The 22518-nt window shown below is 60.3% G+C and carries 17 protein-coding genes and 1 pseudogene; 11 read left to right on the top strand and 7 right to left on the bottom strand.

Annotated features, from left to right (window positions below):
* Positions 1-22: 22 nt before the first annotated feature.
* Positions 23-1468, bottom strand: a complete 1446-nt coding sequence (locus ACO1VH_RS03690) for an aminotransferase-like domain-containing protein (RefSeq protein WP_486242536.1) — start codon at positions 1466-1468, stop codon at positions 23-25.
* Positions 1469-1614: 146 nt separating this feature from the next.
* Between ACO1VH_RS03690 and ACO1VH_RS03685 the strand changes: the two are divergent.
* From ACO1VH_RS03685 to ACO1VH_RS03665, 5 genes and pseudogenes are all read left to right on the top strand, one after another.
* A pseudogene (locus ACO1VH_RS03685) lies at positions 1615-2205 on the top strand (LysE family translocator).
* A 361-nt stretch (positions 2206-2566) separates the two neighbouring features.
* Entirely contained in the window at positions 2567-5365 is a 2799-nt protein-coding gene (locus ACO1VH_RS03680) for an autotransporter family protein (RefSeq protein ID WP_486242534.1), read from the top strand.
* A 133-nt stretch (positions 5366-5498) separates the two neighbouring features.
* On the top strand, positions 5499-6374 hold the full coding sequence (locus ACO1VH_RS03675) for a DMT family transporter (protein ID WP_486242532.1): 876 nt from the start codon (positions 5499-5501) through the stop codon (positions 6372-6374).
* 118 nt (positions 6375-6492) lie between these two features.
* Positions 6493-6951 carry a RidA family protein gene (locus ACO1VH_RS03670; protein WP_486242530.1) on the top strand — a complete coding sequence of 153 codons (459 nt, stop codon included), beginning with the start codon at positions 6493-6495 and terminating at the stop codon, positions 6949-6951.
* A gap of 51 nt (positions 6952-7002) precedes the next feature.
* Entirely contained in the window at positions 7003-8199 is a 1197-nt protein-coding gene (locus tag ACO1VH_RS03665; protein ID WP_486242528.1) for an aminotransferase-like domain-containing protein, read from the top strand.
* Positions 8200-8324: 125 nt separating this feature from the next.
* Here ACO1VH_RS03665 and ACO1VH_RS03660 read toward each other — a convergent pair whose 3' ends face one another.
* From ACO1VH_RS03660 to ACO1VH_RS03650, 3 genes are all read right to left on the bottom strand, one after another.
* Positions 8325-9437, bottom strand: coding sequence for an MBL fold metallo-hydrolase (locus ACO1VH_RS03660; RefSeq protein WP_486242526.1), 1113 nt, complete (start codon positions 9435-9437; stop codon positions 8325-8327).
* A 7-nt stretch (positions 9438-9444) separates the two neighbouring features.
* The gene (gene parC / locus ACO1VH_RS03655; RefSeq protein WP_486242524.1) at positions 9445-11760 is read right to left on the bottom strand and encodes a DNA topoisomerase IV subunit A; all 2316 of its coding nucleotides are present in this window, start codon (positions 11758-11760) and stop codon (positions 9445-9447) included.
* A 141-nt stretch (positions 11761-11901) separates the two neighbouring features.
* The gene (locus tag ACO1VH_RS03650) at positions 11902-13881 is read right to left on the bottom strand and encodes a DNA topoisomerase IV subunit B (RefSeq protein WP_486242522.1); all 1980 of its coding nucleotides are present in this window, start codon (positions 13879-13881) and stop codon (positions 11902-11904) included.
* Between the two features lie 364 nt (positions 13882-14245).
* Here ACO1VH_RS03650 and ACO1VH_RS03645 point away from each other — a divergent pair, with 364 nt between their 5' ends.
* Together ACO1VH_RS03645 and ACO1VH_RS03640 are read left to right on the top strand one after the other, a co-directional pair.
* The gene (locus tag ACO1VH_RS03645; protein ID WP_486242520.1) at positions 14246-14926 is read left to right on the top strand and encodes a hypothetical protein; all 681 of its coding nucleotides are present in this window, start codon (positions 14246-14248) and stop codon (positions 14924-14926) included.
* Between the two features lie 58 nt (positions 14927-14984).
* A complete protein-coding gene (locus ACO1VH_RS03640; protein WP_486242519.1) occupies positions 14985-15812 on the top strand; it encodes a response regulator in 828 nt (275 codons plus the stop codon).
* 137 nt (positions 15813-15949) lie between these two features.
* Here the strand turns inward: ACO1VH_RS03640 and ACO1VH_RS03635 are convergent, their stop codons facing one another.
* Both ACO1VH_RS03635 and ACO1VH_RS03630 read right to left on the bottom strand, forming a co-directional pair.
* On the bottom strand, positions 15950-17116 hold the full coding sequence (locus ACO1VH_RS03635; RefSeq protein ID WP_486242517.1) for a vWA domain-containing protein: 1167 nt from the start codon (positions 17114-17116) through the stop codon (positions 15950-15952).
* 20 nt (positions 17117-17136) lie between these two features.
* Complete coding sequence (locus ACO1VH_RS03630; RefSeq protein WP_486242516.1) at positions 17137-17991, bottom strand: AAA family ATPase; 855 nt, start codon at positions 17989-17991, stop codon at positions 17137-17139.
* 190 nt (positions 17992-18181) lie between these two features.
* On the opposite strand from ACO1VH_RS03630, the gene ACO1VH_RS03625 reads away from it, so the two are divergent.
* From ACO1VH_RS03625 to ACO1VH_RS03615, 3 genes are all read left to right on the top strand, one after another.
* Positions 18182-20353: a preprotein translocase subunit TatB gene (locus ACO1VH_RS03625; protein ID WP_486242514.1), complete on the top strand. Its 2172-nt coding sequence runs from the start codon at positions 18182-18184 to the stop codon at positions 20351-20353.
* A 177-nt stretch (positions 20354-20530) separates the two neighbouring features.
* Positions 20531-20851 (top strand): c-type cytochrome, encoded by a 321-nt coding sequence (locus tag ACO1VH_RS03620; RefSeq protein WP_486242512.1) that lies wholly within the window; start codon positions 20531-20533, stop codon positions 20849-20851.
* A 12-nt stretch (positions 20852-20863) separates the two neighbouring features.
* On the top strand, positions 20864-21217 hold the full coding sequence (locus tag ACO1VH_RS03615) for a c-type cytochrome (protein ID WP_486242510.1): 354 nt from the start codon (positions 20864-20866) through the stop codon (positions 21215-21217).
* Between the two features lie 124 nt (positions 21218-21341).
* On the opposite strand, the gene ACO1VH_RS03610 is transcribed toward ACO1VH_RS03615, so the two are convergent.
* A complete protein-coding gene (locus tag ACO1VH_RS03610; protein WP_486242509.1) occupies positions 21342-21764 on the bottom strand; it encodes a DUF1841 family protein in 423 nt (140 codons plus the stop codon).
* Positions 21765-21920: 156 nt separating this feature from the next.
* On the opposite strand from ACO1VH_RS03610, the gene ACO1VH_RS03605 reads away from it, so the two are divergent.
* Positions 21921-22505, top strand: a complete 585-nt coding sequence (locus tag ACO1VH_RS03605; protein WP_486242507.1) for a malonic semialdehyde reductase — start codon at positions 21921-21923, stop codon at positions 22503-22505.
* The last annotated feature ends 13 nt before the right edge of the window (positions 22506-22518 follow it).

Here is a 22518-nt window from a genome sequence, read left to right as displayed (position 1 = left end):
GTGAGGACGTTGCTGCGGCCGGTCAGCGGATTTCGCGTTCCAGGAAGCGGATCAGGCCCGGATCGGCCATGGCGGCGACATTGAAGCGCATATCGGTCGTGGGCAACTGCTTCGGCGAGAACAGGCTGCCGGGCGCCAGCAGCCAACCTTCGGCCATCGCCTTTTCGGTCAGTGCGTTGCTGTCGCAGCCGACGTTGGCCCAGACGAACATGCCGGCCGGCGTGGAAACGTTGATGCGGATGCCGATGCGTTCGAGCTGGCGCACGTTCTTCTCGCGCACGTCGTCGAGCTTGCCGCGCAGCCGGTCGACGTGCTTGCGGTAATGCCCTTCGGACAGGATGCGGTAGACGATGCGTTCGGCCAGTTCGTTGGTCGTCAGCGACGTCATCATCTTGCGATCGGCCAGATGCGGTGCGATGTCGTGCGGTGCGGCGATGAAGCCGACGCGCAGGCTGGCGGCCAGCGTTTTCGAGAATCCGCCGAGATAGATCACGCGGTTCAGTTGATCGAGCGCGGCGATGCGCGTGGCCGGCTGCACCGCGGCACCGGGATGCATGTCGCAGTAGATATCGTCTTCCACGATCATGAAGTCGTGCTGCTCGGCGATCTTCAGCACCTGGAAAGCCTTGGCGGCTGACAGCGAGGTCGATGTCGGATTGTGCAGCACCGAATTGATGACGAACAGCCTGGGCTTGTGCACGGCCGCCAGTTCGGCCAGCTTGTCGATATCGGGACCGTCCGGCAGGCGCGGAATACCGACGACCTTGATGCCTAGCATCGAGAACGAGGCGAACATCAGGTACCAGGCAGGATCATCGACGAAGATCGTGTCGCCGGGCTGCGTGAAATGGCGCGCGACGATATCCAGTGCTTGCGTCACGCCGCAGGTGGTGACGAACTGTTCGGGCGCAGCGGCGATTTCCAGTTCGGCCAGTTTCAGCCGAAGTTGCTGGCGCAACGGCAGGAAGCCTTGCGGATTACCGTAGTGGAGCAGCGCGCTCTGGTTTTGCCGGCCGATGCTGCGCATCGCGCTGGTGATCAGTTCGCTGTCCAGCCATTCGGCCGGCAGCAGGCCGCTGCCCGGCACTTTCTGCGACGGCATCTGGCGGAACATGTTGCGCACCAACCAGACGACATCGATTTGCGGTGCAGGCCGGTTTGTCGGCTTCGCATGCCGTGCCAAGGGTGTTTGCATCGGCGCGCGATCGCGCACGTAAAAACCGGAGCCGCGGCGCGATTCGAGAAAACCCTGCGCGACCAGCCGGTCGTAGGCTTCAACGACGGTGAAGCGCGAGACGCGATGCTGGTCGGCGAATTGCCGGATCGACGGCAGGCGGCTGCCGGTGCGCAGCAGGCGATCGTCGATGCGCGATGCGATCGACTGCACGATCTGTTCGACCAGCGAACTGCCGGCCTCGCGCGATAGCGATGCAGCATGCGGGGAGAGGGTGTGATCCGTATCGGTCATTTCACCATGACAGTCGATGAATTAAATGAAAAGTGTACTGGTACTGTACTGGTTTTGTCGATTAGCATAGACCATCGAAAAGGAACCGGCAAATTGCCCGTTCCGAAACCGGATAAAACGACGCGCCTTTCATGGATTCCCCTCTTATGGCTTCCCTTTTCCCGCTCGCGCTGTTCGCCTTTGTTTCGTCGGTCACGCCGGGGCCGAACAACATCATGCTGACCTCGTCCGGCATTCGCTTCGGCTTTCGCCGGACTTTCCCGCACATGCTGGGCATCTCGTTCGGATTCGCGACCTTGATCGCGATCTGTGCGATCGGCGTCGGCAGTGTGATCATTGCGCTGCCGGCGGCGCATACGACACTGAAGGTTGCCGGCTCGGGCTATCTGGTCTGGCTGGCGTGGCAGTTGCGCGGCATGGCATTCGATCGCGAGGCCGAGGCGCATGCCCGGCCGATGTCGTTCTTCGGTGCGGCCCTGTTCTAGTTCGCCAATCCGAAGGCATGGGTGATGGGCATTACCGGCGCTTCGGCCTTCCTGCCGCCGGTGCAACCGGTCGCGCTGGCGATTCTGCTGTTTTGCGTCATCTTCGTGCTGGTCGGCTTTCCCTGTCTGATGCTGTGGGCGGGAGCAGGCGCCGCACTGCGGCAGTACCTGACGCAACGCAAATGGCAATTGCTGTTCTGCGGCGTGATGATCGTGCTGACGCTGTATTCGGCGCTGGCAATCTGGCTGTAACAGGGAAGGATACGGGGAGTGGCCAGAGGCTCTTGAAGATGTTGAATATTCTTCCCCGTTTTGTTCAATATTTGTCCTTTTCAGCCGATATATAAGATATCCGTCAATATGGATTCAATCGCTTCGTAGCCAATTTGCGCATTCGGCCTGCACGTGGCAATCAAAGCCGATGATGGCTATATGGCGACGATCGAATTTTGTAAGAAAATTTCAAGGCAATTCGTCATTACGCACGATAAAAACTTTCTTCAACACGCTGAACAGAAGAGGGCGACATTGGGACATTCAACTGAGTCTACAAAGCTTCCAGCACTTCAAGATACTGATTTTGCATACCGGTCCAATATCGGGGAGAACGGTAATGAATAAATACGTTTATGAAACGTTGCGCTCTACGTCTTGCGGCGTCATGCAGCGCGAAAAAAACCTCTTCTGTTATCGCCGTTCTCTGCTGCTCTCGACCGCGGTGGCTGCACTTGTCTGTGCGACAGACGGTATGCAAACGGCAGGCGCGCAATCAGTGACGGCCACCGGCAACTTGAATTACACCCCTCCCGGAGGAACGCAGAACTGGCCGGTTGGTGACGAACTGATCGTTGGAGATACGGCTGCGGGCACCCTGCTTATTGACGCAGGCAGTACGGTGGATAACAACTCGGGCTACGTCGGTTATCAGGCCGGTGGCGTGGGAACGGTTACCGTCCAGGGGAGCGATGGCAGTGGAAATGCTTCGAGCTGGACCAATGACGGTCAGCTTGTCATCGGTGTTGAATCCGGCAGCAATGGCACGCTCAATATTCTCGATGGCGGCCGGGTGACGAACACCACCGATGTTTCTATCGGCCGCGACAACGGCAGTACCGGGAATGTGATCGTCTCTGGATCGGGATCGACGTGGGAGAGCCCTTCCGGGTTTGGATTTCGAATCGGCGATGGCGGCACCGGTACGCTTGATATCAATGATGGCGGCGTGGTACGTAGCGGTCAGGGTTTGATCGGTGTGCAGAGCGGCAGCGATGGGCGCGTTACCGTTTCGGGGGCGGGGTCGATCTGGGATCCATTGGATAACATCTATGTGGGTTTCGAAGGCACCGGCACACTGGAAGTCCTGAATGGCGCTGCGGTGAGCACCAAGGCGAACGGTGGCGGTGCCGCAACGATCTATATCGGCTTATACGACGGTAGCCAGGGCACGGTGACCGTGTCGAGCAGCACTGGCGATATCTCGACATTGAGCGTTAACGATGATCTGCGTGTCGGCGTTGGTGGTGCAGCCGTGATGAACATCGAAAAAGGCGGCTTGGTCCGGGTTGGAGACAATGTGCATATTGCCGATACGGGTACGAGCAGCGGCACGCTTCATCTCAACGGTGATGGCACCGGGCGCGGCATTCTTGAAACCGGCTCCGTAGTCAGCGGAATCGGCACTGTCGATCTCGATCTCAATGGCGGCATTCTGCGTGCGAACCGCAATGAAGCCAACTTTCTGAACGGTTTCACGGCACTGACCGTCGGAGCCGAAGGCGCGTGGGTCGATACCAATGGGCATAATATCGGTATCAGCACCGCCTTTACCGGCACTTCCACCTTCAACAAACTGGGTGCGGGTACGCTGACATTGACCGGAGACAGTTCTACCTTTACCGGCAATACCGAAGTGCAGGCCGGAACATTGCAAGTTGACGGCATTCTGGGTAGCCCGACCGACGTGTTGGCAGGTGCGCGGCTGACCGGTATCGGCCAAGTCGGCGTGACGACCAACCGCGGCGTGATCGCGCCGGGTCACGTCGGCAGCCTTGGTACGCTTACTATCGCCGGCAATTACACGCCTGCCGGCGGCAGCATCGCGATCAGAACCCAATTGGGCGACGACAGTTCGCCGACGGATCGTCTCGTCATCACGGGAGCGACCTCCGGTACGACGCCTGTCTCGGTGACGAACTTCGGCGGCGCCGGTGCGCAGACCACGGAAGGTATCAAGATTATCGATGTCGCTGGCGCGTCCAGCGGCACATTCACGCTGCTGGGTACGACGACCTATGAAGGCGATCAGGCAGTGGTGGCAGGTGCGTATGCGTATCGGCTTTATCAGGGCGGAGCCTCCACACCGGCAGATGGCGATTGGTATCTGCGCTCGGTGTTGCGGAGCGTATCCGCGCCACCGGGCACACCGCTTTATCAACCCGGTGTTCCCAGCTACGAAGCCTATCCGCAAATCCTGCTGGGGCTGAATGGCGTGCCGACGCTGCAACAGCGCGTCGGCAATCGTTTCTGGAGCGGTGGAAATGCATCGTCTTCAACGGGCAACGGTAATGGTGCCGGCGGTGCGCTCACCGAAACGAACGGTATGTGGGTACGCGTGGAAGGCGGACATAGCCGGATCGATCCAAAATATTCGACTTCCGGCAGCGATTATGAATACGACATGGTCAAAACGCAGGTCGGTCTCGATGCATTACTCTCGCAGGACGATAGCGGCAAACTCGTTGGCGGCCTTTCGGTTCATTACGTACATGGCAGTGCCGAGTCCAGCTGGCGTTACGGTACCGGCAACTATGGCGCCGGCGATATTTCCACCGATGGTTACGGCCTTGGCGGCACGCTGACCTGGTACGGAAACAACGGTTTCTATCTGGATGGCACGGCACAGGTGACCTGGTACAGCAGCGACCTGTCTGCCCATCCGGTGCGCAGCCTTGAAAACAGCAACGACGCCTTCGGCTACGCGCTATCGGTCGAAGGCGGCAAGCGCATTGCGATGAATCAAGGCTGGTCTCTCACTCCGCAGGCGCAGTTGATCTATTCCAAAGCGCGTTTCGACAATTTCAGCGACGTATTTGGTGCCTCCGTGCGTCCGGGGCGCGACGATAGCCTGCAAGGGCGTCTCGGTATCAGTCTCGAACGCCAGATCAACCGGACGCATCTTTACGGCATTGCCAACGTGTACAACGAGTTCTTCGATGGCACATCGGTCACTGTCGGTAATCAGTCTTTCAGTAGCCGCAAGGACCGCCTTTGGGCTGGAATCGGATTCGGCGGTTCGCACAATTGGGATAACGACAGGTACTCCATTTACGGAGAGGGCATCCTCAATACGAGTTTGGCTGACGGTGATTCGCATGGATACGGCGCGACCATCGGCTTTCGTATGAGGTGGTGAAGGTAAAACGGTTTGTTGTGTTCCTCCCGCTGCTTGGCAGCGTCGATTTTTAGCATTGTGAGGAAGGTGAAGATTGTATGAGGCATCAGCTCAAGTATTTCGAAGGAGATGTCATCAATCCTGAGAGCCTGCGATGACGCAGGAAACGAAGGGCATGTGGCTGGGCGTGCTGGGCATTGCGATGTTCAGCCTGACGCTGCCTTTTACACGCATCGCCGTACTGGAGATGGACCCGGTGCTGGTGGCACTTGCGCGTGCCGTCGTGGCCGCGCTGTGCGCCGCGCCGCTGTTGTGGTGGGAGCGGGCGGCCATGCCGAATGCGGCGCAGGTGCGTTCGTTGCTGATCACGGCAGCCGGCGTGGTGGTTGGCTTCCCTGTCTTCATGTCGATCGCGATGCATGATGTGCCGGCGTCGCACGGTGCAGTCGTGTTGGGCATCCTGCCGTTGATGACGGCGCTGTTCGCTGCGTTGCGTTTCGGTGAGCGGCCATCGACCGGATTCTGGATTGCGGCGCTGTTCGGTAGCGCGCTGGTCGTCGCGTTCGCATTGCGGCAGGGCGGCGGCGAACTGCACATGGCCGATCTGCTGCTGTTCGCGGCCGTGGTTTCCGCTGCGATGGGCTATGCAGAGGGCGGACGCCTGGCGCGCACGATGGGCGGGCCGCATGTGATTTCGTGGGCCTTGCTGTTGTCGATGCCGATCATCCTGCCGGCGACCATTGTGCTGTTGTGGCGTCACGGCATGCACGGATCGCCGATGGCGTGGGTGTCGTTCGGCTACGTGTCGCTGTTCTCGATGTTCATCGGGTTCTTCTTCTGGTATCGCGGGCTGGCGCTGGGCGGCATCGCCCGTGTCGGGCAGGTGCAGTTGATCCAGCCGTTCCTGACACTGCTGGGTTCGGCGCTGCTGCTCGGCGAGGTATTGGAGGCGGACAACTTCCTGTTCGCGCTGGTCATCATCGCTGTGGTGGCGATCGGCAGAAAGATGCCGATTGGGCGGCAGGGTTGAGCAGGGTTAGCGATAAATTTGAGATAATCGCGGTTTCCCTTCCAATCTGCCCGGCCGATTTTCGGCCGATGTGGCGCGCCAGCCGGCGAAGCCGCCGGCAACCGACCTGGAGCGCCGCATGTCCTTCTACGACAAACTGAAAGCACTGAACATCGAACTGCCGTCCGTATCGTCACCGGCCGCCGCCTACGTGATGTATGTACAGACCGGCAATACCGTCTTCATCTCCGGCCACATCGCCAAGAAGGACGGCAAGCCGTGGGTCGGCCAGCTCGGCAAGAACATGACGACCGACGAAGGCAAGCAGGCTGCGCGCGGCGTGGCGATCGATCTGATCGCGACGCTGCAGGCAGCCTGCGGCGGTGATCTGAACCGCGTCAAGCGTATCGTCAAGCTGATGAGCCTGGTCAATTCCACCGCCGATTACACCGAGCAGCATCTGGTGACGAACGGTGCTTCCGAACTGTTCGGCGAAGTATTCGGCGAGCAGGGCAAGCATGCGCGTTCCGCATTCGGCGTGGCGCAGATTCCGCTTGGCGCCTGCGTCGAAATCGAACTGATCGCCGAGATCGGCTGATGACATGACGCGGTATTTCGCGTCTGTCCCGTATCCCTCACGAACCAATTCATGAAGATCAACAACCCGAAGCCGATAGCCTGGCAATTCTCCCGACGTGCGCAGCAATTGCAGAGTTCGGTCATCCGCGAAATCCTGAAGGTCACGATGCGGCCGGAAATCATCTCGTTCGCCGGCGGCTTGCCGTCGCCCGAGACGTTTCCGATCGGGCGGATGAAAGCGGCTTTCGATACCGTGCTGTCGCGCCAAGGCAAGGTCGCGCTGCAATACGGCCCGACCGATGGCTACGGTCCGCTGCGCGAATGGATCGCGCAATCGCTGTCGACGCCGGATAATCGCATCGCGATGGAACAGGTGCTGATGGTGTCCGGTTCGCAGCAGGCGCTGGATCTGCTCGGCAAGGTGTTGATCGACGAAGGCAGCAAGGTATTGGTGGAAACGCCGAGCTATCTGGGTGCGCTGCAGGCGTTCTCCGTCTATCAGCCGGAATTCGTCTCGGTGCCGACCGACGACGACGGCCTGCTGCCGCAGGAAGTCGACCGCATTGCCGACGGCGCGCGCCTGTTGTATGCGCTGCCGAATTTCCAGAATCCGACTGGCCGCACGATGCCGGTGGAGCGCCGCCTGCAACTAGTGGAAACCTGCGCGCGTCTCGGCCTGCCGCTGATCGAGGACGATCCCTATGGTGCGCTCAGCTATCGCAACGAGCCGCTGCCGAAAATGGTGGCGATGAATCCGGACGGCGTGATCTACATGGGCTCGTTCTCCAAGGTGCTGACGCCCGGCATCCGTCTTGGTTATGTGGTTGCGCCGGTGCCGCTGATTCGCAAGCTGGAGCAGGCCAAGCAGGCGGCCGATCTGCATACGTCGCAGCTGACGCAGATGGTGGTGTACGAGACGATCAAGGACGGTTTCCTGTCGCAGCACATTCCGTCGATCCGCACGCTGTATGCGAACCAGTGCCAGGCGATGCTGGATGCGATGGACGAATTCTTCCCGGCCGGCGTGACGTGGAACAAGCCGGAAGGCGGTATGTTCATCTGGGTCAAGCTGCCGGCGGATATCGACAGCATGCAGTTGCTGGAAGAGGCGATCGAGCATCACGTTGCCTTTGTGCCGGGTGCACCGTTCTATGCGAACGAGCCGGAAAAGAACACGTTGCGTTTGAGTTTCGTCACGGTGCCGCCGGCGAAGATACGCGAAGGCGTGGAAAAGCTGGCGCAGCTGATTGCGGCGAAGATGAAATAACGTCCAGATTGTCGTGTCGATTGGCGACACGGCGCATGCGAAGAAAAAAGCGGACCGATGGTCCGCTTTTGTTTTTGGTAAGTGCTCTCAGAAAATTTTTGCGCTTCCTGAAGCGAGGCCATGCATCAGAAGCGTATTGTTTCGCCCAGCTTCAACGTGACGAATCGATCGGTCGGAATAGCGGCTTCCTGCAACGCTTGCGCCAAGGCCTTCGGCGGGTCGTCCAGCGACTCGTCAGCCATCACGAAGGTGCCCCAGTGGATCGCGATGGATTTATCCGCACGCACGATCTGGTGGATTTGCACGGCCTGTGCCGGGTCGACGTGTTGCGCTTGCATGAACCAGCGCGGTTCGTAGGCGCCGATCGGCAACAGCGCCAGATCGAATCGGCCGAAGCGTTTGGCGATGTCGTCGAAGTCCTTCGACAGGCCGGTGTCGCCGGCGAAGAGGAGCGAGAATGGCGTCTTCTTATCGGCGGCAATGTCGGCATCGGTCGCTTGCACGGCCCATCCGCCCCACAGCGTCTCGAAGCTGTCCCGCAAACTGCGCGCCGACCAGTGCTGCACCGGTACGAAATGAAAATCCACATCGCGTAACGTCGTCTGTTGCCACCAGTCGAATTCCTGCACGTTGGTGATACCGAGATCGCTCATCCACGGCTTGATGCCGAGCGGCACCAGGAACAGCGGCGCACCGCCGGCCTGTTCGTTCAGCTTCAGCACCGTTGCGCGATCCAGATGATCGTAGTGGTTGTGCGAGATCAGGACGACGTCGATGTGCGGCAATTGCTCCATCGTCAGGCCCGCTTGCGCCTGGCGTTTCGGGCCCATGAAGCTGAATGGAGAGGCGCGCTCGGACCAGACCGGATCGGTCAGGATGTTCAGGCCGCGCAGTTGCACCAGTACGGTCGAATGATTGATCCATGTTGCGGACGTAACCTGCGTATTGGATTTCAGCCATTCTGCATCCGGTTCGGTGCGCGGCGTCGCATAACCATCGGATGGAGGTTTCGGCAGGCCCTTCGTCAGCCGCTCCCATTGCCATTTAAGGAAGGAAGCGTCGCCCTTGCCTTCGATGTAGTTGTTGCGAAAGCCGTCCGGCGTGTGATGGCGCTTGGCCGGATCGTAGTAGGGATTGCCGCCGCTGCAGCCGGCGAGGAAAGCAGTGGCTGCCAACAGCAGATGCAGCAGGCCCATCTTGCGTTTGGCGGTTCTTGCTGCACCTGATGTGTCGGGCATCGTTGCCTTAACCCTGCGGCGCCAGTGCTGCCGGCTTGATCTTCGCGTCCAGTGCCTTGCCCTTGCGCGCGCGCTTGCCGATGTGCGGCGCGAGTGCGGAAGCGGACAACGTCACCTCTTGCGCCTTGCCGCCGCGTCCGGCACCGGCGACGATCACGCCGCGCTGGCTGATCGCCTGCGCCGCCTGCAGCTTCTCGCCTTTTTCCAGATCCATCAGGATCACGCCACGGCCACCGGCCGACAGCGACTTGATTTCGTCGAGACCGAACACCAGCAGGCGGCCTTTTTCAGACAGACAGGCGATCGCGCTCGCATCGGCCATCAGCGGTGCCGGTTTCAGCGGTTCGTCGCCATCGTCCAACGTGATGAAGGATTTACCGCCACGCGTGCGTGCCGTCATGTCGCCAGCCTTGGCGATGAAGCCGTAGCCTGCGGTGGACGACAGCAGCAGCGTCGTCTCCGGCGTGCCGGCAAAGTAATGCAACACGCGCGTGCCGCTGGCGAGTTCGATCAGCGTGGTGATCGGCACGCCGTCGCCGCGCGCGCCGGGCAGTGCGGAAACCGGCACCGAATAGATGCGGCCGTTGGAGCCGAACGCCAGCAGCGTCTCTACCGTGCGGCATTCGAAGGTGCCGTACAGCGCATCGCCGGCCTTGAACGTGAATTGCGCCGGATCGTGGCCGTGGCCGGTACGCGCACGCACCCAGCCTTTCTGCGAGATGACGACGGTAACCGGTTCGTCGATCACCTTGGTTTCGGCCACTGCACGTTCGGCGACTTCGATCAGCGTGCGGCGATCGTCGCCGTACTGCTTCGCGTCGGCTTCGATTTCCTTGATGATCTGGCGTTTCATCGACGATGGATTGTCGAGCAGGTCATGCAGCGTCGCTTTCTCGCTGCGAAGTTCCGACAGTTCCTGCTGGATCTTGATCGTCTCCAGCCGCGCCAATTGACGCAGACGGATTTCGAGGATGTCTTCCGCCTGGCGGTCGGACAGCTTGAACGCATCAATTAGCGCGGGTTTCGGTTCGTCCGATTCGCGGATGATCTTGATGACCTTGTCGATGTTCAGCAGGATGGCTTCGCGGCCTTCGAGGATGTGGATGCGATCGTCCACTTTCTGCAGGCGGAACTGTGTGCGGCGTGTGACCGTCTCGAAGCGGAAGGTGATCCACTCCTGCAGGATTTCGGTCAATGCCTTCTGGCGCGGACGGCCGTCGCCGCCGATCATCACGAGGTTGACGGACACGCTGGTTTCCAGCGACGTATGCGCCAGCAGCATGTTCATGAACTCGGTCTGGTCCTGGTTCTTCGATTTCGGTTCGAACACCAGACGCACCGGCGCATCGCGGCCGGCTTCGTCACGCACCGCATCCAGCATCGACAGCATTGTCTGCTTCATCGCGGTCTGTTCAGGCGATAGCGATTTCTTGCCGAGCTTGACCTTGGGATTCGTCAGTTCCTCGATTTCTTCCAGCACGCGCTGCGCGGAGACGCCGTGCGGCAGTTCGGTGACGACTGCCTGCCACTGGCCGCGTGCGAGGTCTTCGATCTTCCACGTCGCGCGCACTTTCAGGCTGCCGCGGCCGCTTGCATACATTTCGCTGATGGCGGACGGCGCGGTGATGATCTGGCCGCCGCCGGGGAAGTCCGGTCCCGGAATCAGCGCCATCACTTCATCGTGCGACAGCTTCGGATTGCGGATCATCGCCACCACCGCCTGCGCCACTTCGCGCAGGTTGTGCGACGGGATTTCAGTCGCCATGCCGACCGCGATGCCGGATGCGCCGTTCAGCAGCACGAAGGGCAAGCGGCCCGGCAGCAGCGTCGGTTCGTCGGTCGAGCCGTCGTAGTTCGGCTGGCGTTCGACGGTGCCCATGTCGATCTCGTCGAGCAACAGCTTGGCGATCGGCGTCAGGCGTGCTTCGGTGTAGCGCATCGCTGCTGCGCCGTCGCCGTCGCGCGAACCGAAGTTGCCCTGGCCATCGATCAGCGGATAGCGCAGCGAAAAATCCTGCGCCATGCGCACCAGTGCGTCGTACACCGACTGGTCGCCGTGCGGATGCAATTTACCGAGCACGTCGCCGACCACGGCGGCGGATTTACGCGGCTTGGCCGTTGCGTTCAGGCCGAGCTCGTTCATCGTGTACAGGATGCGGCGCTGCACCGGCTTCTGGCCGTCGCTGACGTCCGGCAGTGCGCGGCCCTTGACGACGGATATCGCATAGTCAAGATAGGCGCGCTCGGCGAAGGTGGCCAGCGTCAGCGATTCGCCGTCGTCGGCGGGTGCGGTTTCTTCAAACAGGTTGGCTTGGTCGGTCATCGTGATCTTGCTGGGTTTAATGGTGACGCAAATTTTTAACGATTAAGGTTTCGGCATCGAGGCGAGGACAAGGCGTGCGGCAGACAGTGCCGGGGCACGGCAAGGCCAAGCAACGCCGTCATCGCCTCGATGGCGGAACCGTTAGATGTCGGCTTCGACTTCGTTGCCATGTTCTTCGATCCATGCACGGCGCGCGGCGGCTTCGCCCTTGCCCATCAACATGTTGAAGCGTGATTCCGAAGCGGTTTGGTCGAACTCTCCGAGCGAGACCGGCAGCAGGCGGCGCGTGTCCGGATTCATCGTGGTTTCCCACAGCTGTTCGGCATTCATCTCGCCCAGACCCTTGAAGCGCGAGATGCCCCATGCCTTGTCCTTGACGCCATCCTTGCGCAGCTTGTCTTCGATCGCTTCCAGCTCGCCGTCGTCCAGCGCATAGAACTTCTGGATCGGCTTCTTGCCGCGTGCCGGCGCATCGACGCGATACAGCGGCGGACGTGCGATGCAGACATGGCCGCGCTGGATCAGTTGCGGAAAATGCTTGAAGAACAATGTCAGCAGCAGCACCTGGATGTGCGAACCGTCGACGTCCGCATCGGACAGGATGCAGACGCGGCCATAGCGCAAGCCGCTCAGGTCGACATCGTCGCTGATGCCATGCGGATCGACGCCGAGCGCGACGGCGATGTCGTGAATCTCGTTGTTGGCGAACAGGCGATCGCGTTCGGTTTCCCACGAGTTCAGCACCTTGCCACGCAGCGGCAGGATGGCCTGGAATTCCTTGTCGCGGCCCATCTTGGCGGAGCCGCCGGCCGAATCGCCCTCGACCAGGAACAGTTCGTTGCGCGAGATGTCGGTCGATTCGCAATCGGTCAGCTTGCCCGGTAGCACGGCGACGCCGGACGATTTCTTCTTCTCGACCTTTTGCGCGGAACGCAGCCGCGACTGTGCCTGCTTGATGACCAGTTCGGCCAGCTTCTTGCCGTAGTCGACGTGCTGGTTCAGCCACAGTTCCAGCGCAGGGCGCGAGAAGGTGGCGACCAGGCGCACCGCGTCGCGCGAATTCAGGCGTTCCTTGATCTGGCCCTGGAACTGCGGATCGAGCACCTTGGCCGACAGCACGAAGGAGACGCGCGCAAACACGTCTTCCGGCAGCAGCTTGACGCCCTTCGGCAGCAGCGAATGCAGTTCGACAAAACTTTTCACCGCGCCGAACAGGCCTTCGCGCAGACCGGATTCATGCGTGCCGCCGTTCGAGGTCGGGATCAGGTTCACATACGATTCGCGCACCACCGGGCCGTCTTCGGTCCATGCCACGACCCAGGCCGCGCCTTCGCCTTCGGCAAAACCGTCCGAATCGTTACCCGCGTACTGCTCGCCTTCGAACAGCGGAATCAGCGGTTCGGAATGCGAGGTTTGTCCCAGCATTTCGTTCAGATAACCGCGCAGGCCCTGCTCGTACTGCCAGCTTTGCGATTCGCCGGTCTTGCCGTTGACCAGCGTGACTTTTACGCCGGGCAGCAGCACGGCCTTGGAACGCAGCAGGCGCTGCAGTTCAGCCTGCGGGATCGCCGACGAATCGAAGTATTTCGGATCGGGCCAGGCGGTCACACGCGTGCCGTTGCGTTTTTCGTCGCGATTGAGCGGACGCGATTTCAGTTTCTCGACGACCTCGCCGTCGGCAAAGGCCATCATGTGGAAGGCGTTGTCGCGCCAGACGCTGATCTCCAACCGCTTTGACAGCGCATTCGTTACCGAGACGCCGACGCCGTGCAGGCCGCCGGAGAATGCATAGGCGCCGCCCGAACCCTTGTCGAACTTGCCGCCGGCGTGCAGGCGGGTGAAGACGATTTCCACCGTCGGCACTTTCTCTTCCGGGTGCAGGCCGACTGGAATGCCGCGGCCGTCATCCTCGACGCTGACGCTGCCGTCGGCGTTCTGCGTAACGATGATGTTCCTGCCGAAGCCACCGAGCGCTTCGTCGGAGGCGTTGTCGATGACTTCCTGGATGATGTGCAGCGGATTTTCGGTGCGGGTGTACATGCCCGGACGCTGCTTGACCGGTTCGAGTCCCTTGAGGACGCGGATGGAGGATTCGCTGTAGTCGGATTTTTTGGTGGCCATGCGGTCGCTGGTGAGATCGTGTGCTGTATTCGTGGTCTGTATGACAGGTGGAACGTTACAGGATCAAAGTGTCAAAAGTGTCTGCATTCTAATGAAAAATACGCTGGCGTATGTTCACGGCTCAGGAATTGTCGAAAAGATAATGTGGCAAAAGCAGGCGATCAATTGTTAAATATGGTTAGATTTGCAAGGCGTTACTGGCGCTTTTCCCGCAAACACGCTCCAATGTCGGGCAACGCGGTGTTTTTAACATTGCGATGAGACAGGGGAGTGAACCTGGTCCGCGGCTGGAAATCCGCGGCACGGCGCGTCGTTGCGTTTCCGGGTAAAGTTCATGATTTACTGTCAACAGCACTGGTTCCCCATGTCTTCTTCACATCCGACCGTTCAACCGTCCCAACCGATCCAGCCCATCGAGAAAATCGTGGTGATCGCATTGCTGCTGTTTTCGGCAATGCTGTTCTTCATCATCTATACGATCGATGTTTCCGTGACCCACAAGCTGACCAGCGAATCGGGCTTCTTCGAGGTGGTGTCGCCGCCGCTGTGGATTGCGCTGGCGGTGCTGTGCCTTTACAAGCTCGGCTTCCACAAGTGGGGGGTGGGAACGGCGGCCTTGAGCCTGATCTTCGCCGCGCGTGAGGCGGACCTGCACAAGGCCTTCACCGCGCAAAGCATCTTCAAGCACCATTTCTACAAGATGGACGGCGTGCCGTTCGCGGAGAAATTCTGGGGCGGGCTGGTGGCTCTGATCTGCATCGGCATCATGCTGTGGATGCTGATCGCCTTCATCCTGTATCTGTATCGTACGAAAGGCTGGCGCCAGGCCTGGGGCCGGTTGACGATCCTGTCGATCGGTCTCGTGATCTTCACCAAGATCTGCGATCGCCTGGAAGCGACGCTGAATGTCGATTACCACATCTATCTGACTGAAGTGCAGGGAGAGATCTGCAATATGCACGAAGAGGGCTTCGAAATGCTGCTGCCCATCGTGTTTGCGATCGCGCTGCTGGTCTGGTGCCGCCACGTACGCGGCGACAGATAGCACTCCGTACTGAAGCCGGGAGATCAACGAGCAAGTTTTTGCCTTCGCTATCCGAACGATGACGAACAGTTTTCCCTTTGCTGTCCGCCTGATCGGCTTCAGTCCGCAGGAAACCGAAATTTTCGATGCCACCTTTTCCCTCGGTCAGGGAAAAGGCTACGGCTATTTCCGGCTCGACGACGACAATCTGCAGGATCCGGACATGTACATCGCCAACGCTTCCGAGCTGAAGGCGCTGTTGACGCTGTCCGACCTGCGCCCCAGCGACGTGCGGCCGGCATTGCTGGTCGGCGAGCCGCTGATCGACGTGCCGTATGCGCGCGTCGAACGGCCGATCCGCTGGCATCGCATGTTCGAGGCGCTTGATCAATTGGTCGAGAAGCGCGCCGATGCGCTGTCCAAGCTGGAAGCTTCCGACGTCGTTGCCGTGCCGGAGCGCCGCCGCCGCGACCGCGTCGACATCGACCTGACCGATCCCGCCGAATACCGCAAGATGCGCGCCGAACTGATCCACGGCGGCGCCGTGCTTGTGGTCGACAAGACGTCGGCCTTCCGCGATTTCGTCGCCGAGCTGCTGGTGCGCAGCAAGGTCGAAGTGCTGTGGGCCAGCGGCGAAGCGGAAGCGGAGGGCGCCTGCGCGCGGCAACGCGTGGCGGTGGTCATGATCAATACCTCGATGACGGAGATCGATCCGTACCGCCTGTGTCATGCGGTCAAATCGGTGCGGCCGAACGATCGTACGTCCGTCGTCTTCCTGACGCCGCGCCTCAACGGCTACGATCCGGTGCGCGCGAAGCAGGCCGGTTTCGACGGTTTTCTGACCAAGCCGGTGGCGGGCCATCATCTGGTCAGCGCGCTGAAGAAATTCATGCATCTCTCGCGCTGACGTTCGATGTCGGGCATTTGACGCCGGGCATCCGATATCGGGCGGCCGGGCCGTATTTCTTGAGTGTTTTTTCGGCTGTCTTTTCTTGCCGTCTTTTTTCTATCTTTCTCGCTGTTTTTTCTGCGGTCTTTTCCGCCTTATTTGGCGAGCAGCCGCATTCCCCGTTCCAGCCCTTCCAGCGTCAGCGGCACCATGCGATCGTGCATCTGTTGCCGGATGATCGCGATCGACTGCCGGTATTGCCACAAGTGTTCCGGTTCGGGATTGAGCCACACGTAGCTGGGAAAGGCCTTCGTGAAGCGTTGCAGCCATGCGGCGCCGGCTTCGTCGTTGTGATAGTCGATTGCGCCGCCGGGTCGCAGGATTTCGTACGGGCTCATCGTCGCATCGCCGACGAAGATCAGCTTGGTATCCGGCGGATAGGTGCGCAGCACGTCCCACGTCGAAAAGCGTTCCGATTGCCGTAAATGATTGTTGCGCCACAGGTGATCGTAGACGCAGTTGTGGAAGTAGTAGAAATCGAGATGCTTGAACTCGGCCTTCGCCGCCGAGAACAGTTCTTCGGTCTGCTGGATGTGATCGTCCATTGAACCGCCGACGTCCAGCAGCATCAGCACTTTCACGCTGTTGCGACGTTCCGGCCGCATGCGGATGTCCAGCCAGCCGGCGTTGTTGGCGGTCGAGCGTATCGTTTCATCGAGCGCGAGTTCGCTGGCTGCGCCCTGGCGCGCGAAACGGCGCAGGCGGCGTAGCGCGACCTTGATGTTGCGCGTGCCGATTTCGCACGATGCGTCGTAATCGCGATAGACGCGCTGCTCCCACACCTTGACCGCGCTGCGGTGCCGGCTCTCGCCGCCGATGCGTATACCTTCCGGGTTGTATCCGCTGTTGCCGAACGGCGAGGTGCCGCCGGTGCCTATCCACTTGCCGCCGCCTTCGTGGCGTTCCTTCTGTTCCTTCAGTAATTCCTTCAGGCGGTCCAGCAGTTTGTCGTAGCCGAATTTCTGCAGTGCGGCTTTCTGTTCGTCGCTCAGTTCGCGCAATGCTTTCTGCATCAGCCAGTCGAGCGGAACGGTTTCCTTGTCGATCGCGGTTTCGATGCCGTGGAAGTATTGCGCGAAGGCGCGGTCGAACTTGTCGAAGTTGGCTTCGTCCTTGACCAGCGACAGACGCGCCAGATAGTAGAAATCGTCGAACGAATAATCGATGACTTCGCGCTCCAGCGCCTGCAGCAACAGCAGGAATTCCTTGATAGAAACCGGAATGCCGGCATCGCGCAGGCTAAAGAAGAAATCGATGAGCACGGTGAAATCCGAAGAGGTGCCTAGCGATTGGTGCGCGACATGAAGACCAGCCGTTCGAACAGTGCGATATCCTGTTCGTTCTTCAGCAGCGCGCCATGCAGCGGCGGAATCGATACGCGCGCATCGCCGCTGTGCAGTGCTTCCGGCGGAATGTCTTCGGCCAGCAGCAGTTTCATCCAGTCCAGCAGTTCGGAGGTCGACGGTTTTTTCTTCAGGCCGCCGACGTCGCGCAGCTGATAGAACACTTCCAATGCCTTCGCGAGCAGTTCCTGTTTCAGGTTAGGGAAATGCACGGCGACGATCTGCTGCATCGTCTCGCGATCGGGAAAGCGGATGTAATGGAAGAAGCAGCGGCGCAGGAAGGCGTCCGGCAATTCCTTTTCGTTGTTCGACGTGATGATGACCAACGGGCGATGCTTTGCCTTCACGATCTCGCGCGTTTCGTAGACATGGAATTCCATGCGATCCAGTTCGCGCAGCAGATCGTTCGGGAATTCGATGTCGGCCTTGTCGATCTCGTCGATCAGCAGCACGACTTGCTGTTCCGCCGTGAAGGCTTGCCACAGCACGCCCTTGACGATGTAGTTGTCGATGTTCTTGACGCGTTCGTCGCCGAGCTGCGAATCGCGCAGGCGCGATACCGCGTCGTATTCGTACAATCCCTGCTGCGCCTTCGTGGTCGATTTGATATGCCATTGCAATAATGGCATGCCGAGCGCCTCGGCAACTTCTTCGGCCAGCATTGTCTTGCCGGTGCCGGGTTCGCCCTTGATCAGCAGCGGGCGTTGCAATTGCAATGCGGCGTTGACGGCCAGTTTCAGATCGCCGGTGGCGACGTAATTGCGGGAACCTTCGAAACGTGTTGCTTGTCGCATGCGTGTCACTGGAAAGAAAAGAAACCGGAGTATAAGCGAAACGTCTTGTGGCTCGGACGGGAGCGCCGAAGCGATTGCTCCGTTCCACTGCGTTCGCCGTATCCGCCGTATCGCCGATTGCTGCACCGTTGCCGCGTTGTTGCCATACTATTGCCGCTGTTCAAAAAATCTTCCCATTACAAGAAATACAATGAAGCTTTCCTTTTCACGAATCTGCGCGATCTGGCGCAGGTTCCGTCGCGGCGCGTTGCGGCATCACACCGATCATGCGCGTTATCTGCCGCAGATCGAATCGCTGATGCGTCGCGCTGATCCGAACGCGCATTGGCATGTGCGCGCCAACTGGATGATCGATCTGGCCGAATGGGTACGCCGCGAACCGAAGGTGTCGCTGCTGGGCGACGACAGATGGCGACGCGTCAAGCATCAGCGCATCCGTTTTCTGCTCGATTGGCTGGATGCGCATCGCGACGTGCGGCAGAACGTGCAGGCGACGCTGCGCAAGACCTTGCGCGAAGCGACCGGGCACGAACTGTTTTCCGCCACCGGCATGCCGCGCGAATCGGCATTCTTTTCCGAGTTGTCCGAGCGCATCGCCAAGCTGGTGTTGCCGCGGCCGGTCGGCCAGCAGGATCTCTCTGCATTGTTCACCGCGATGTTTCCCGACGAATCCGATGCGGCCTGGCTGATGTCGCTGGACGACAGGACGCTGCTGCGCCTGTGGAAGCTTGGCGGCGACGACGGCATTGCGCACGGCTATCGCCAGCAGATCGACGAGGCGATGCTATATCTGGTGACGATGGTGATTTCGGTCGGCATCAGTCCCGCCTTCCGGCAACGACTGGAACCGCGCATGCCGTTGCTGGCGACGCCGTTCATGGCGCTGCGCCGCGAGCTGGAAGTCTGCCTGATGATCAAGACGCACGATCCGGCGGCGCTGCGCAGCGTGCGCATGCTGGTTGCCGTTTGCCAGGCACAAACCGACAAGATTTACGCGCACCTGGACGAACACGGCGTATCCGTCAGTCTCGTCTATCACGTCGAACGCATGCGCGCGCAACTGGCGCGCATCGCCCGTCTGCTGGATTTGCGCAGCGCACAGGCCGAGCAAGGGTCGGGGCAGGTGCAGGCGGTGCTGGCCGATCTGATCGTCGCCAATCATCATCGTTCGTCTGTGCGCGAATTGCTGAGCCGCAGTTTTGCGCTGCTGGCGCGCAAGATGGTCGAGCGCAATGCCGATCACGGCGAACTCTACATCGCGCGTAATCGCATCGAATACAAGACGGTCTGGAAGGCGGCGCTGCTGGGCGGCTGCGTGGCGGGTTTCGTTGCGCTGGCGAAGCTCGGCATCGATACGATCGGTCTGGCGAAATTCTTTTCGGGCTTGTTCCAGTCGGTTGTCTTTGCTGCAGGTTTCCTGTGTATCTCGGCGATCGGCGGCGTGCTGGCGACGCGGCAGCCGGCGGTAACGGCACCGGCGCTGGCGGCGGAAACCGCTGCGCTCGATACGCCGGAAGGATTGCACGCGCTGCTGTTGCGCGCAACCGCCATCCTGCGCGCGCAGGCGGCGGCGATCTTCGGCAACCTGCTGACGGTGGTGCCGGTGATGGCCGTGTTGTGCGTCGTGGTGCTGCCGATTTTCCATCGTCCGCTGATCCTGCCGGCCAATGCCGAAGTCGTGCTGCACAGCCTGTCGCTGGTCGGCTTCACACCGCTGTTTGCGATCGTCACCGGCGTGCTGCTGTGGATGGCAAGTCTGGCCGCCGGTTTTGCCGACAACTGGTTCACGCTGCGCGGCCTGAAGCTGGGGCTGGCGCATCACCGCCGGCTGGTGCATGCGCTGGGCGCCAATCGCGCGCAGCGGCTGGCGGCCTGGCTGGAGCGCAATATCGCCGCCATTGCCGGCAATCTGGCGCTGGCAGTTTTGCTCGGCATGACGCCGGTGATCGCGGATTTCTTCGGCGTGCCGCTTGCCGTGCGGCAGGTGACGCTGTCGGCTGCGACGCTGACGGCGGCTGCCGGCAGTCTGGGCTGGGAGGTCTTCTCGATGCCGCAGTTTTGGCTTGCCTGCGCGGGTGTGCTGGTGACGGGTTTGCTGAACGTGGCGACAGCGTTCGGCTGCGCGCTGGTGCTGTCGCTGCGTGCGCGGGATGTGCCGCGTGGCCGCCGCCGCATGGTGTTCCGCGCGGTACTGCGCCGTTTCGTGCTGTCGCCGGCAGCCTTCTTCTGGCCGATAGCGGTGCGTAGCGAAGAGACGGCACGGCAACAGGAAATGGACGCGCAAATGGTCGAACAAACACAAATGGAAGAGGCGGAATCCGTGCTCGAAAAGAAAGAGGAACGGGAAGAAGAAGGAAGATAACGGCAAGTTGCCATCAACAGGCGGCCGATGGCGCGGAAAATTTCAACGTGACGCGCGTGCGGTCTTCAGTTAGAATCGAGCGGTTTTTGGTGTGGCTTGGCAATATTTTTACGTAACAAAAGCTGTTTCATGCGGCGTTCCGGTTACCGGGATTCGTATTAATCTTCCACAGACATCATGAAAAAACTCTTTGCACTCCTCGTGCTTGCGGGTGTGGCCAACGCTGCCGTTGCGGCAGAAATCGTCGGTGACGCCAAGGCGGCAGCCAACAAGGTTGCGATGTGTATCGGATGCCATGGCATCGCCGGTTACAAGACATCCTTCCCTGAGGTCTATCACGTGCCGATGCTGGGCGGCCAATCAGAGAAATACATCATCGCCGCCCTGAACGCCTACAAGAAAGGCGATCGCAATCATCCGACCATGCACGGCATCGCGGCCAGCATGTCCGATCAGGACATCGCCGACGTGGCGGCCTATTACGCACAGCAGAAATAAGGGGAGGCCATCATGAAGAAGCTCATCGCGCCGGCCATCGTCCTGCTGTCGGCTGCCGTTTCCTTTCACGCATCGGCGAATGACCGTGTTGCAGCCGGCAAGGCGGCCGTCACCAAGTTCAACTGTGCATCCTGCCACGGCGCCGACTACAACACGCCGATCGATCCGGTCTATCCGAAGCTGGCCGGCCAGCATCAGGATTATCTGGAGCATGCGCTGATTTCCTATCGCCGCGGTGCCGGCGGTCCGAACAGCCGCAGCAATCCGATCATGGGCCCGCTGGCCAAGCAGTTGTCCGATGAAGACATCAAGAACATTGCGGCCTATCTGCACAGCCTGCCGGGCACGCTTGTACTGCGCAAGTAAGGTGTAAGCGAGACGCGAGGCTATCGGACTTGCCGCCGATGTGCGGCGTAATGGTTCAACAAAAAAGCCACGGTTGCAGCCGTGGCTTTTTTGTTGTGCTGCCAGTTTGCCGAGCTGAAGGCAATCAGCAGCGTTTCCTGATGCATTCGATATAGGCCGCGCCGTCCGGCGGCAGGCCGCTGCGCTGCGACGCCCAGATCATTTCGCCCAGGCATTCCATCACCTGATGATGCGCATCGTGTTCGCCGATGCGTTGCGCCAGCGTCTGGTAGGCGGCACGGATGCCGGGTGGCTGGTCGATCGAGATCTGCTCGGCGATAGACAGGTGCATCGACAGATGCAGGAACGGATTGCTCTGTCCCGATTCCACCGAATAGTCGGCGGCCAGCGCCGCTTCCACGTCCTTCAGCGCATCGGCATATTCGGGATGCTGGACGATCCAGTCGCGCGCGATCGCTTCCAGCGGCGTCAGGATTTCATTGGCCTGCTGCTTGCGGAAGGTTTCGCAGAAGAATCGGCGGACGTCGTGCTGTGACGGGGTAAACATCGGAAACAGGAGTATTCGCTAGGGACAATCCGGTATTGTACGTGGCTTGCCGGCTACCCGCATGGCCGCTTTCCGCTACCATAGCTGCCTTTATCCGGCACTGCATGCGGCTTCGCATCCGCGCCGGCCCGAGAAACAGAACAGAATGGATACGCCATGTTGAACCAGGAAGCGATCGAAACTCTCTTTACCCACGCCCACACCAACCACGCATGGTTGGACAAGCCGGTGACCAACGGCCAGTTGCGCGAAATCTACGAACTGATGAAGTGGTGCCCGACGGCGTTCAATTGCTCGCCGATGCGTATCGCCTTCGTCAAGTCGGATCAGGCCAAGGCACGGTTGGCAGCCTGCGTTTCGCCGGGCAACGTGGAGAAGGTGAAGTCGGCGCCGATCACCGCGATCATCGGCATGGATATGGCGTTCGGCCGCAAGATGCCGCAACTGTTTCCGCATGCCGATGTGCAGGGCATGATGGAAGCCAATCCCAAGCTGGCGGAGGAAACCGCGTTCCGCAATTCGTCGCTGCAGGGCGGTTACTTCATTCTGGCGGCGCGTGCGGTCGGCCTCGATTGCGGACCGATGTCGGGCTTCGATGCGGAAAAGGTCAATGCCGAATTCTTCGTCGGCACGCAGGTCAAGGCCAATTTCATCTGCAGCATCGGCTACGGCGATCACGACAAGATCAAGCCGCGCCTGCCGCGTTTGACCTTCGACGCTTCCTGCGCGATCGTGCTGTAAGAAACAGAAAGAC

This window comes from Oxalicibacterium sp. (assembly GCF_057353965.1).
The sequence above is the reverse complement of the archived record's forward strand: the minus strand, read 5'-3'. Positions and strand labels throughout refer to the sequence as shown.

What these genes read in the sequence shown, in the direction of transcription:
- ACO1VH_RS03690 (WP_486242536.1), bottom strand. Translation starts at nt 1,468, where the DNA reads ATGACCGATACGGATCACACCCTCTCCCCGCATGCTGCATCGCTATCG.
- ACO1VH_RS03680 (WP_486242534.1), top strand. Translation starts at nt 2,567, where the DNA reads ATGAATAAATACGTTTATGAAACGTTGCGCTCTACGTCTTGCGGCGTC.
- ACO1VH_RS03670 (WP_486242530.1), top strand. Translation starts at nt 6,493, where the DNA reads ATGTCCTTCTACGACAAACTGAAAGCACTGAACATCGAACTGCCGTCC.
- ACO1VH_RS03650 (WP_486242522.1), bottom strand. Translation starts at nt 13,881, where the DNA reads ATGGCCACCAAAAAATCCGACTACAGCGAATCCTCCATCCGCGTCCTC.
- ACO1VH_RS03605 (WP_486242507.1), top strand. Translation starts at nt 21,921, where the DNA reads ATGTTGAACCAGGAAGCGATCGAAACTCTCTTTACCCACGCCCACACC.
- ACO1VH_RS03640 (WP_486242519.1), top strand. Translation starts at nt 14,985, where the DNA reads ATGACGAACAGTTTTCCCTTTGCTGTCCGCCTGATCGGCTTCAGTCCG.
- ACO1VH_RS03620 (WP_486242512.1), top strand. Translation starts at nt 20,531, where the DNA reads ATGAAAAAACTCTTTGCACTCCTCGTGCTTGCGGGTGTGGCCAACGCT.
- ACO1VH_RS03660 (WP_486242526.1), bottom strand. Translation starts at nt 9,437, where the DNA reads ATGCCCGACACATCAGGTGCAGCAAGAACCGCCAAACGCAAGATGGGC.
- ACO1VH_RS03630 (WP_486242516.1), bottom strand. Translation starts at nt 17,991, where the DNA reads ATGCGACAAGCAACACGTTTCGAAGGTTCCCGCAATTACGTCGCCACC.
- ACO1VH_RS03665 (WP_486242528.1), top strand. Translation starts at nt 7,003, where the DNA reads ATGAAGATCAACAACCCGAAGCCGATAGCCTGGCAATTCTCCCGACGT.
- ACO1VH_RS03610 (WP_486242509.1), bottom strand. Translation starts at nt 21,764, where the DNA reads ATGTTTACCCCGTCACAGCACGACGTCCGCCGATTCTTCTGCGAAACC.
- ACO1VH_RS03625 (WP_486242514.1), top strand. Translation starts at nt 18,182, where the DNA reads ATGAAGCTTTCCTTTTCACGAATCTGCGCGATCTGGCGCAGGTTCCGT.
- ACO1VH_RS03615 (WP_486242510.1), top strand. Translation starts at nt 20,864, where the DNA reads ATGAAGAAGCTCATCGCGCCGGCCATCGTCCTGCTGTCGGCTGCCGTT.
- ACO1VH_RS03675 (WP_486242532.1), top strand. Translation starts at nt 5,499, where the DNA reads ATGACGCAGGAAACGAAGGGCATGTGGCTGGGCGTGCTGGGCATTGCG.
- ACO1VH_RS03645 (WP_486242520.1), top strand. Translation starts at nt 14,246, where the DNA reads ATGTCTTCTTCACATCCGACCGTTCAACCGTCCCAACCGATCCAGCCC.
- parC (WP_486242524.1), bottom strand. Translation starts at nt 11,760, where the DNA reads ATGACCGACCAAGCCAACCTGTTTGAAGAAACCGCACCCGCCGACGAC.